The organism is Oceanicaulis alexandrii DSM 11625 (assembly GCF_000420265.1).
GTDB classification, from domain to species: Bacteria; Pseudomonadota; Alphaproteobacteria; order Caulobacterales; family Maricaulaceae; genus Oceanicaulis; species Oceanicaulis alexandrii.
The window spans coordinates 2,184,015-2,196,186 of sequence record NZ_ATUP01000001.1; the positions used below are offsets into that span (position 1 = coordinate 2,184,015).

The window sequence follows — 12,172 nt, forward strand, 5'->3', positions numbered from 1 at the left end:
CGGATCAGGGCCCTTTCAGACTGATTGAGCCGGGAACATGGTCGGGATCGATCAATCCAATATGAAGGAATGATGACAGTTTCGTGACGCAGACGGTCGGCTTATTGTCCTGCGCTGGTTTCGATCCGTTGCCCTTCAGCCTGCGTTGAGCCTTTTGACTCTGTGGCGACCGGGAAGAAGACCGTGAAAACCGAACCGATATCGGGAGCGCTTTCAACAGTGAAGCCGCCGCGGTGGCGATTGACGATGTGTTTGACGATCGCCAGCCCCAATCCGGTCCCCGAGGTTGGTCCGCTTTTCTGACCGTCCACTCGGAAGAACCGTTCCGCCAGCCGGGGCAGATAGCGCCGCTCGATGCCGCCGCCCTGGTCCTGTACGCGGACAACGCCAAAGCGGGCGTCTGGATCCAGCGCGGGTGCGGTCAGGGTCAACCGTCCTGAATCCGGGGCGATGCGCGCGCCCAGATGCTCGGCGGCGTCGCGCGAAATGCTATGGCTGACGCTGATGTCGATCCGGGAGCCGTCGGGCGAATACTTGATGGCGTTTTGCACCAGGTTCTCGATCACTTCGTAGAGTTGATCACGCTCGCCACGAACCGGCGCGACGCCGTTCTCGGTTTCATCAAGCTTCAAGGTGATGTTCCGGCTCGTCGCCACGGGAGCCAGCGCTTCGGCCACGTCGACGGTCAACGCGTTAAGATCAACCAGCCCGGTGGGCGGCATGTGTTCGTTCATCTCGACGCGGCTCAGCGACAGAAGATCATTGATCAGGCGACGCATGCGCTCGGTCTGGACGGTCATGATGCCCAGGAACCGGTCTCGGGCTTCTTCATCGTCCCGCGCCGGGCCGGACAGGGTTTCGATAAAGCCGGCCAGCGAGGCGAGCGGCGTGCGCAATTCGTGACTGGCGTTGGCCAGAAAATCTGCGCGCATCCGTTCGGCGCGCTTGGAGTTGGTGTCGTCGGCCAGCACCAGCATGGCGCGGAACGGCATGGGTCCGGGCGCAGACAGGCGGATCGGCTCCACAAAAGCGCGCACATGGCTTTCCAGCGGCGCCAGGGTGGAATACTCGACCGTCGCGCCTCGATCGCCGCGCAGGGCCGCGCTCACCGCTTCCAGCACGCGGGGCTGCCGCAGCACGGTCGATAGAAGCCCGCGTTCCGATCCCAAGCCCAGAAACGTCCGCGCAGCAGGGTTGGCGCGCTCGATTCGCCCGCCCGCGCCGATCAGCAGAACCGGGATGGGCAGACGCTCCAGCATGGTGACGCTGGCTTCGCCCTCCAGGTCGCGCGGCGTGTTCACTGTCGCCGGCCGCGGGCGAGGCTCGGCGGTGGTCAGAGCGGTGAGATAATAGATCAATCCCAAGGCGATAAAGGCCAGGCTTCCCCCTAGAAACGCGCCCGCTGACAATTCGCCAGCCAGGGTCAGAACCAGCATGACGCTGAGTCCGATCGAGGCGGTCAGGGCGATGTCGCGCCGACGCGGACGATCACCGGTGAGGCGCTTTGGAGCAGGGGTGCGGTCTTCAGCCATGCCTTTTGGTAGCACGGGAATGTGACACCTCGGAAACCCTTGTTGTTTTATGGATTCAACATGTCTGACGCTAAGTGTGAGCGCCTAAATTTTTTGTAATTCGAGAAACTTTTAGCGTTTTTCGATAATCTTTGATTGACTTTCGAGAGCGCGCTTATAGGGTGCAATTCAGGTTTTGTACTTTTTGTTCGGGGGAGGGCCCGTGTCCCTTTTGCGTATTTCACCGTTTTTTGCGCCTTTGCTGCTGGGCGCTTGCGCCAGCGTCGTCACGCCAGGCGCATCGGACCTTGTCGTTTCTCCTGAAACGTTTTCAGCGATCCCATCGGAGATGGATGCGTCCGCTTCTGACTGGGTGGCGGCGTTTGAGGATCCCATTTTGCAGGCTCTGGTGTCTGAAGCGCTCGACGCCAACCCCACCGTCGCTGCGGCGCTCGCCAACTTTGATGCGGCGCAGGCCGGGGCGCGGGTTTCCGGCGCAGCGCGTTTGCCGTCTCTGGACGCGTCTGGCGGATATACCGACCAGACGCCGGGCAATACGGGCTGGTCCTCAGGTCTTGAAGCCAGCTGGCAGGCGGATGTCTGGGGCCGGTTAAGCGATCAGGCCCGATCCGGCGCGCTGACGGCTGACGCCGCCCGTGCGGACTGGTACGGGGCGCGGCTGTCGATCGCGGCCTCAGTGGCGCGGTCCTGGTACGCCCTGATCGGCGCCAGCCAGCAGGCCGCGCTCGCCCAGGCCGATGTCGAGGCGCGCACCAATCAGCTTGAAATCGTCGAGCGTCGCTTCCAGCGCGGGGTTGTCCGCTCTTCGGACGTGCGCACGGCGCGCTCTGCTCTGGCGTCGTCTGAAGCCACGTTGGCCTCGCGCCAGCGGGCGGTGTCTAACGCAGCGCGCGCTCTGGAGGTCAATCTGGGCCGGTATCCCTCCGCCCAGATCCTGCCGGCCGAAGATCTGCCGACGCTGGGCGCTTTGCCCAATCCGGGGCGTCCTGAAGCCATGCTGGCGCGTCGTCCTGACGTGGTGGCGGCTCAGGCGCGTCTGGCGGCGGCGGGCTATTCCGCCTCTGCGGCGCAAAAAGCGCTCTATCCCGGTCTGAGCCTGCGGGCCAGCCTGGGCGATGGCGGCGCGGATCTGGCCGATGCGCTCGATTTTGACGATCTGGTCCGCACCGTCGCAGGGTCCATCACCGCGCCGATCTTCCAGGGCGGCCGCCTGCGCGCGCAGCGCGATCAGGCTGACGCCCAGGCCGAGCAACTGTCCGCCCGGCTGGTGAGCACGGCGCTGACGGCGCTGCGTGAAGCGGAGGACGCCATCGAGGCGGACCGCCGTCTGGACCAGCGGGTCGCAGCGCTGACCGTTGCGGCGGATGAAGCCCGCGAAGCGCTGGCGCTGGTCGAGCGTCAGTACGCGTCGGGATTGTCCACGATCTTTGAACTGATTGACGCGCAGACACGACAGATCTCCGCGCAGTCGCAGCTGATCACAGCGCGCAATGACCGGGTCGACAACCGGATCGCGCTGCATCTGGCCATTGCGGGCGATTTTCGCGCCGGCGGCGGCGTCACTGCATCCAATATCGATAACTAGGACATCATAAGACCGGCATACCGGTCAGGCATAATAGAGGTTGGTCATGAGCAAGTTTGTTGGTCGTTTGTTGATTATAGGGTTGCCGGTCGCGGTGCTCTTCGCATTCATCGTTCTGTACGTCGTGCTGGCGGCGGCTGCGCCGCAGGCTGAGCGCGCTGAAGTCGTCGCGCGGCCGTCTGCGGTGTTCGTCACCGAAGCCGAGTTGAGCCCGGTGCAATTGTCGGTCACCACCCAGGGCGAGGTCACCCCGCTCACCGAGATCGATTTGACGGCGCAAGTGTCGGGCCGGATCACCTATGTGAACCCCAATTTCGTGGATGGCGGTTTCTTTGAGGCGGGCGAAGTGCTCGTTCGCCTGGAAGACGCCGACTACCGCCTCGCCGTCACCCGTGCGGAAGCCCTTGTCGCCCAGAGCCGCCAGGCGCTGGTGCGTGAACAGGCCGAAGCCGAGCTGGCGCGTGAAGAATGGGCCTCTCTGGGTGAAGGCGAAGCCAGCCCGCTGACTTTGCGTGAACCGCAAATGGCCGAAGCGCGTGCCCAATTGGCGTCTGCTCAGGCCACCCTGGATGAAGCCCGCCTCAATCTGAGCCGCACCCGCATCACCGCCCCGTTTGAAGGCCGGGTGCGCGCCAAGTCCGCTGACTTGGGCCAGTATGTGGGCCCGGGCGCACGACTGGGTCGCGTGTTCGCCACGAACCGGGTGCAGGTGCGTCTGCCGTTGACGAATGCCGAGCTGGCCACCTTGAACCTGCCGCTGGCCTTCCACGCCAATGAAACCAATCCGGGCCGCCCGGCGCATTTGAGCGCGAACGTGGCCGGCCAGGTGCGCAACTGGGAAGGCCTGCTGGTGCGCTCTGAAAGCGCCATCGACCCGCAGACCCGCACCATGAGCGCCATCATCGAGGTTGAAGACCCTTACGGGGAAGCGGCTGAAGCCGCCGGCGCCCCGCTGGCTGTGGGCCTGTTCGTCACGGCTCGCATTGACGGGCGCGAGCTGGAGAACGCCATCGTGCTGCCGCGCAGCGCCTTGCGCGGCGCGGACCAGGTGTTCGTGGCGCAGCTGGACGGCACGTTGGCCATCCATCGCGTGACGGTGATCGACACCAGCGCGGAGCGCGTTGTGGTCACCGCTGGCGTTGAGCCGGGCGACCGCATCGTCACCTCGCCGCTGCGCGGCGCAGCCGACGGCATGCTGGTGCGCGCGCTGGACGCCAATGGCGATCCGCTCGACCCCGAGCCTGAGGCCGAAGACGAGTCCGAAGATGAACCCGCCACGGATGCGATGGTCGAACAGACCACCACCGCGTCGCGGGCCAATTAATCAGGATTGAGGAGAACGATCATGGTTCATAATCCTGAACATGACCAACACACCGGCATCCTGGCCTGGTGGGCCAAGAATTCGGTGGCCGCCAACCTTCTGATGCTGATCGCGCTGATCGGCGGCGTCGTGGGGTATTTCTCCATGCAACGGGAGAACAACCCCGGCGCCGTCTTCCCCGGTGCATCGATCTCGGTCGCCTGGCCGGGCGCGTCGCCCCAGGAGATTGAAGAACAGATCATCGTGCGCATTGAAGAAGCGCTGAGCGATCTGGACGGGGTGGACGAACTCTCCGCCGTCGCCCGTGAAGGCTCAGGCTCGGTCTATGTGTCCGGTCTGCCCAGCCAGGAAGCCTCGGCCTTTATTGACGAGATCAAGCTGCGCGTGGACTCCATCAACAACCTGCCGCGCGAATCCTATCGCCCGCAGGTCTCGCGCTGGCAGAACTCCGACCAGATCGCCGGCTTCGCCTTGCATGGTGAGATTGACCGCCGTGATCTGCAACGGATCGCCCGTGAAATCCGCAACGAGATTTCCTCCACCATCCCCGGCGCCTCTCTGGTCGAGATCATGGGCACGCTGGGCGAGGAAGTCGCGATTGAAGTGTCGGAAGAAGACATGCGCCGCTATGGCGTGGGCTTCGCCGAGATCGCCCAGGCTATCGCCAGCACCTCCATCAACACCTCGGCCGGCTCGGTCCGGACGGATCTGGGCGATGTGCGCATCGCCTCGCGAGAGCTGGCGGACACCGCTTACGACTTTGAAAACATCATCGTGCGTCAGACGCCTGATGGCGGCGTGGTGCGCGTCGGCGATGTGGCGACCGTGATTGACGGTCTGGTGGACGCCAATCTGAACGCCACCTTTGATGGCGAGCAGATGGTGATCATCGCGATCCGCTCCACCGGCAGCTCGGACATTATCGACGTGTCCAACGCCATGAAGGAGTATCTCGAGCGCAAGAACACCGAACTGCCCTCCACCGTTCAGCTGTCGGTGTGGTGGGACGGCGCCGACCAGTTCAATTCGCAATTGCAGGTGATCGGCTCGTCAGCCCTTTTGGGTCTGGTGCTGGTGCTGGGCATTCTGGTGCTCTTCCTGCGGCCCATCGTGGCCTTCTGGGTGACCATCGGTATCGCCACGGCCTTCGCCGGCGCCTTCCTGGTGCTGCCGATGATCGGTCTGACGCTGAACTTCCTGTCGCTGTTCGCCTTCCTGATCGTGATCGGGGTGGTGGTCGATGACGCCATCATCGTGGGTGAGAACATTCACGCCCGTGTGGAACGGGGCGAACAGGGCCTGACGGCCGCGGTCGTGGGCACCCAGATGGTGGCCAAGCCTGTGGTGTTCGCCGTGATCACCACCATGATGGCGTTCGCGCCCTGGATGATGCTGTCGGGACCTGAGGTTCAGTTCACCCGTCAGATCTCGCTGGTGATCATTGCGGCCCTGGGCTTCTCGCTGATTGAATCGCTTTTGATCCTGCCGGCGCACCTGGCGCATATCAAACCGCAGCGCACGGACGGGTTCTTCGGGCCTTTCATCAAGTTCCAGGCGATGATCGCCGATAGCCTGCTCGGGTTCGCGCACGCCGTTTACGGGCCGATCCTGGCGACGGCGATCCGCTTGCGCTACGCCACCTTGATGTTCTTCATCGGCGTGTTCGGCCTGGCCATCGCCCTGCAGGCGAACGGCTATGTGAAGTCCGCCTTCATGCCGGAAATCGAGAGCGATCTGATCCGGGTGAACATCCAGCTGGCCGAAGGCACGCCCTGGTCGCGCACCGACGAAATCCGGGCGCGTCTGGACGAGGCCGAGTTGGAAGTTCAGCAGGCGTATCGCGAGGAGTTTCCGGACGAAGACGACATGATCCGCTCGCGCTCCACCCTCGCCGTGGACGGCGCGGTGCGCGCCTGGATCAACATCGCCCCGCCGGAAAACCGTCCGGGGCGGATCCCGACAGCGGATGTGGCGCAGCGTCTGCGCGATGCGCTCGGCCCTGTGCCGGACGCGGAGGAAATCCGTTTCGAGGCGACGCTGAACGGCAATGGTCCGGCGATCCAGTTCGCCATCAACCATCCCGATCTCGACGTTCTGCGAGCGGCGGCGGCGGAGCTGCGCCAGCATCTGGCGACGTTCGAGACCACCTATGACATCGTGGACAATCTGCAGTCCTCCGCGGACGAGCTGCGTCTGACGCTGCGTCCCGACGCCCGGGCTCTGGGCCTGACGCTGGCGGACGTGACCCGCCAGGTCGGCCAGGCGTTCTACGGTTATGAAGTCCAGCGCTTGCCGCGTGACGGCGAGGATGTGCGGGTGATGGTTCGCTATCCCCGGGAGGCTCGCAACAGCCTGGATGCGGTGAACAATCTACGCATCCGCACCAGTGACGGCCGGGAAGTGCCGCTGGCGGCCGTGGTCGACGCCGAGTTTGCGCCGGGGATCAACCAGATCCGTCGTCGTGAGCGTCAGCGCACCGTGACGGTCAGCGCCGAGCTGACCGACAATGACGCGGCGGCCAGCATCCGCGAGGAATTGCAGGAAGAGTTCTTCCCGCAGTGGGAAGAGCGCTTTCCGGGCATCTCCACCGGCGCTATCGGCGAGGCGGAGGGCGAAGCCCAGTTCCTGGCCGAAGTCATCAAGTATCAGCTGATGATGCTGGTGATGATGTATGTCCTGCTGGCGGTGGCGTTCCGGTCCTACGCCCAGCCCATCATGATCATGACCGCCATCCCCATGGCCTATGCCGGGGCGGTGTTCGGCCACCTGATCCTGGGCGAGCCCTTCGCGCTGTTCTCCATGTTCGGCATCGGGGCGGCGGCCGGGATCGTGATCAACGACAACCTGGTGCTGGTGGACTTTGTGAACCGGCTGCGCGATCGCGGCGTGGGGGCCATGCAGGCCCTGGTGGATGCGGGCGTGCAACGCTTCCGGCCGATCCTGCTGACCACGGTCACCACCTTTATCGGCATCCTGCCGATGATCGCGGAACGCTCCACCGCGGCGCAGTTCCTCAAGCCCATGGTGATCTCGCTGGGCTTCGCGGTGATCTTCGCCCTGTTCCTGACCTTGCTGATGGTGCCGGCGCTCTATGCGATCGGCGCGGATATCGGCCGCTTCTTCAAGGGCATGTGGACCGGCGAGAAACAGCCCCGCGTCGGCGACAGCTATAGTGGTCATGACTCTGGCCTGGACGGCGTTGATGTGGGCCATCCTGAAGAGGGCGCGGCTCCGGCCGAATAAACCCTCCGGATTGTCGCGCGGAGTGCTGCCTCACAGGCTCCGCGCGACAGCTTTTACCTTTGACGCCGATCTTTTTGAGGCGCCTGCAATAAAAATCTCAAAGGGGAAAATGATGAAACATCTTATGACCGGCGCCGCGTTCATCGCGCTCGCCGTCGCCGCGCCCGCCTTCGCCATTCAGGACCCGGTTCTGGGCGATTTCGGCTTTGACGCCACCGGCATGAACGCCGCGCTCGACCCGGGCGACGACTTCTTCCAGTACGCCAACCAGGCTTGGCTTGAGCGTACGGAAATTCCGTCCGACCGCTCCAATTACGGCATGTTCACCAAGCTCGCCATCGAAGCGGACGAGCATGTGCGCGAAATTGTCGACGAAGCCGCCGCCACAGACGCCGCACCGGGCTCCAACGCCCAGCTGGTGGGGGATCTGTTCAAGTCCTGGATGGATGCCGACACGATCAATGCGCGCGGCCTGGCGCCGGCGCAGCCCTATCTCGACGAGATCAACGCCTCCAATAGCTGGGAGGATGTGGCGCGTCTGTTCGCCAGCGTGCATTACGCCTCTCCCTGGGGCGTGGGCGTGATCCCCGACCCTGCCGACACCAGCCGCTACACCCTCTATATGGGGCAGGGCGGTCTGGGGCTGCCCGATCGCGATTACTATCTGGAAGACGATGAGTCCTCCGCCCGCTATCGCGAGGCTTATCTCGCCTATATCGAACGCATTTTCGATCTGGCCGGCATTGACGGCGGCGTCGACAAGGCCCAGGCGATCATGGCGCTGGAAACGGCGCTGGCCGAGGTTCACTGGACCCAGGAGCGCACCCGCGAGATCACCGAGATCTACAATGTGCTGAGCCTGGATGAAGTGGAGGCGCTCGCGCCGCCATTTGATTTCCGCGCCAATCTCGAGCGTTTCGGCCTGGGCGGCCAGGAAAGCTTCATGGTCGCCACGCCGAGCGCCATCGCGGACGCCGGTGAGATTTTCTCCGAAACGGATCTGGACACGCTGAAGGCCTATATGACCTTCCACTTCCTGTCTGACCGGGCCAGCTGGCTGGGCGATGACTTTGATCAGGCCAGTTTCGAGTTCTTCTCGCGCACCCTCAATGGCGTCGAAGAACAGCGCGACCGCGACAAGCGCGGCGTGGATCTGATCGGTGGGGCGCTGGGCCATGCCGTGGGCCAGATCTATGTGGACCGGCACTTCCCGCCGGAATCCAAAACCCAGATGGACGAGCTGGTGCTGGGCCTGCGCGACGCGTTCCGCATTCGCCTTGAAAACCTCAGCTGGATGGATGACGAGACCCGCGAGCAGGCGCTGGAGAAACTCTCCACCTTTGAATCGCGCGTGGGCTATCCGGAAGTCTGGGACACTTATGACGGTCTCGAGATTTCAGCGGACGACTATTTCGGCAACCGGATCCGCATGGCCGAACTCGCCTGGGCGGAACAGCTGGAAGATCTCGCCGGTCCCGTGGATCGTCGCGAATGGAGCTGGCCGCCGCAAATCGTCAACGCCAGCTATAATCCGCTTTTGAACCAGATCACCTTCCCCGCCGGCATCCTGCAGGCGCCGTTCTTTGACCCGAACGCCGATATGGCGGTCAATTTCGGCGGCATCGGCGCGGTGATCGGGCACGAAATCGGCCATGGCTTTGATGATCAGGGTCGCCGCTTTGACGCCCAGGGCCGCATCCGCGACTGGTGGACGGCGGAGACCAATGAGCGCTTTGTCGAACGCTCGGACGCTCTGGTCGCCCAGTATGACCAGTTCGAACCGCTCGAAGGCCACACCGTCAATGGCCGTTTCACCCTGGGTGAAAACATTGGCGATCTGGGCGGGATGGAAATGGCGTACTCCGCCTGGCGCGCCTATGTGGACGAGCATTATGACGGTGAAGCGCCGGTCATTGACGGCTTCACCGGCGATCAGCGCTTCTTCCTCGGCTGGGCTCAGGTCTGGCGTCGCCTGTATCGCGAGGACAATCTGATCAGCCGTCTGCGGACCGACCCCCACAGCCCGTCCGAGTATCGGGTGAACGGCGTGGTGCGCAATATCGACGCCTGGTATGCCGCGTTCGACGTGGATGAGAGCGATGAGCTCTATCTGCCGCCCGAACAACGTGTTTCGATCTGGTAGACCAGCCTCTGATCGGAACCGTTGAAGCCCGGCGCCTCGGCGCCGGGCTTTTTCATGGGGTTAGCCCAGACTTTCAGCAATTTCACTTGCTATCCATCTTGGCGAACGTGAGGGTGCGGCACAATTATGACATCACCCGGCGCGCCGGGCAGACGTCATCTGTGACGATCAAGGGGAAAATCATATGAAACAAATGCTGCTGTCATGCTCGGCGCTCGCCGTGCTCAGCCTTGCGGCGTGCGGCCCGGCCGACGCGCCTGCTGACTCAAACTCTGGCGCGCAAGTCGCCGCCACCGAAACCGCCGCCGCGCCGGTCTATGGCACCTTCGGTTTTGACGTGGACGGCATGGACTCCAGCGTTCACGCCGGTGATGACTTCAACCAGTTCGCCAACGGGACCTGGCTGACGGAAACCGAGATTCCGGGCGAGTTTTCTCGCTACGGCACCTTCTCGATCCTGGCGCTGGAAGCGGAGGAACAGGTTCAGGCGATCATTGACGACGCCGCCGCTGAAGGCGGTGAAGCCGGCTCCAACAGCCAGCTGGTGGGCGATCTGTACGCCTCCTGGATGAACGCCGACGCCATCGAAGCGGCGGGCGTCGCCCCGCTTCAGCCGTATCTGGCTGAAATCGACGCGGTCGAGACGCTGGACGATGCAGCGGCCCTGTTCAACTCGATCCACCATCAGTCGCCTTACGGCTTCGCGGTCTGGGCGGATCCGTCCGATCCCACGGTCAACGCGCTGCGCCTGTTCCAGGGCGGTCTGGGCCTTGGCAATCGCGACTACTATCTCGAAGACACCGAGCGCTTCCAGGAATATCGCGACGGCTATCGCAACTACATCATCCGCCTGCATGAGCTGGCGGGCCTTGAGAACGGCGAAGCCAACGCCGACGCCATCCTGGCGCTGGAAACCCGCATCGCCGAGGCGCATTGGACCCGCGAAGACAGCCGCGACGTGACGCAGACCTATAACGTCATGACCATGGACGAGCTGGATGCGCTGGCGCCGTCCTTCAACTTCGTCGAAGGCGCTCAGGCGCTGGGTCTGGACGTTGAAAACCTGATCGTGGTGCAGCCCACCGCCATCGAGCAGACCTCCGCGATCTTCGCCGAGACCGACATCGACACCATCAAGGCGTGGATGACCTTCCACTTCATCTCCGACCGCGCCTCCTGGCTGCCGGCCGAATTTGATCAGGCGAGCTTTGAGTTCTTCGGCCAGACCCTGCGCGGTCAGACCGAACAGCGTCCGCGCGACCGCCGGGGCGTGAATCTGGTGGGCGGCGCCCTAGGCCACGCCGTGGGCCAGATCTATGTGCAGCGTCACTTCCCGCCGAGTTCGAAAACCCAGATGGAAGACCTGGTCAACCGTCTGACCACCGCCTTCCGCGGCCGCCTCGAGCAGCTGGAATGGATGGATGACGAGACGCGCGAACAGGCGCTGACCAAGCTGTCCACCTTCGAACCGCGCATCGGCTATCCGGAAATCTGGGACACCTATGAGGGCCTTGAGATTTCCGCCGATGACTATTTCGGCAACCGGGTGAGCATGGCCGAACGCGGCTGGGCCGAACAGCTGGAAGACCTGGCCAATCCGGTCGACCCGCGCGAATGGGGCTGGCCGCCGCAGATCGTCAACGCCAGCTACAATCCACTGCAAAACCAGATCACCTTCCCCGCCGGCATCCTGCAGGCGCCGTTCTTTGACCCGAACGCTGACCCGGCGCTGAACTTTGGCGGCATTGGCGGCGTGATCGGTCACGAGATCGGCCACGGCTTTGACGATAACGGCCGCCGGTACGACTCTGAAGGTCGTCTGCGCGACTGGTGGACGGAAGAAACCAACAGCCGCTTTGAAGAGCGCTCCTCCGTGCTCGCCGAGCAGTATGACGGCTTCTGTCCGATCGACGACATGTGCGTCTCCGGCCGGTTGAGCATGGGCGAAAACATCGGCGATCTGGGCGGCCTGCAAATGGCCTACACCGCCTGGCGTGACTATGTGGACGAAGTCTATGGCGGCGAAGCGCCGGTGATCGACGGTCTGACCGGCGATCAGCGTTTCTTCTTGGGCTGGGCGCAAGTCTGGCGCAACCTGTACACCGACGACGCCCTGCGCGCTCAGCTGGTGCAAGGACCTCATAGCCCGCCGCAATACCGCATCAATGGCGTCGTTCGGAACCTGGACGCCTGGTACGAAGCGTTCGGCGTCACCGAAGAGCATGAGCTTTATCTGCCGCCAGAACAGCGCGTGCGCATCTGGTAAGCGCACTTCGTGCATCATTATGACTGACGACCCCGGGTGGCTCGCCGCCCGGGGTTATTTTTTGCCCCGCAACAGGGTG

At 63.6% G+C, this 12,172-nt stretch carries 6 protein-coding genes; 5 read left to right on the forward strand and 1 reads right to left on the reverse strand.

The genetic code is table 11. The annotated features are described in order from the left end of the window. Positions 1-101: 101 nt before the first annotated feature. A complete protein-coding gene (locus G405_RS15735) occupies positions 102-1,532 on the reverse strand; it encodes a sensor histidine kinase (protein ID WP_022701464.1) in 1,431 nt (476 codons plus the stop codon). Positions 1,533-1,734: 202 nt separating this feature from the next. Between G405_RS15735 and G405_RS0110430 the strand changes: the two genes are divergently transcribed. From G405_RS0110430 to G405_RS0110450, 5 genes are all read left to right on the forward strand, one after another. Next, positions 1,735-3,117, forward strand: a complete 1,383-nt coding sequence (locus tag G405_RS0110430; protein WP_233346024.1) for an efflux transporter outer membrane subunit — start codon at positions 1,735-1,737, stop codon at positions 3,115-3,117. A gap of 46 nt (positions 3,118-3,163) precedes the next feature. Then, positions 3,164-4,441: an efflux RND transporter periplasmic adaptor subunit gene (locus tag G405_RS0110435; RefSeq protein WP_022701466.1), complete on the forward strand. Its 1,278-nt coding sequence runs from the start codon at positions 3,164-3,166 to the stop codon at positions 4,439-4,441. Between the two features lie 21 nt (positions 4,442-4,462). After that, positions 4,463-7,684, forward strand: coding sequence for an efflux RND transporter permease subunit (locus G405_RS0110440; RefSeq protein ID WP_022701467.1), 3,222 nt, complete (start codon positions 4,463-4,465; stop codon positions 7,682-7,684). Positions 7,685-7,796: 112 nt separating this feature from the next. Beyond that, positions 7,797-9,827, forward strand: coding sequence for a M13 family metallopeptidase (locus tag G405_RS0110445; RefSeq protein ID WP_028284729.1), 2,031 nt, complete (start codon positions 7,797-7,799; stop codon positions 9,825-9,827). Between the two features lie 184 nt (positions 9,828-10,011). Then, on the forward strand, positions 10,012-12,093 hold the full coding sequence (locus G405_RS0110450; RefSeq protein ID WP_022701469.1) for a M13 family metallopeptidase: 2,082 nt from the start codon (positions 10,012-10,014) through the stop codon (positions 12,091-12,093). Positions 12,094-12,172: the final 79 nt, after the last annotated feature.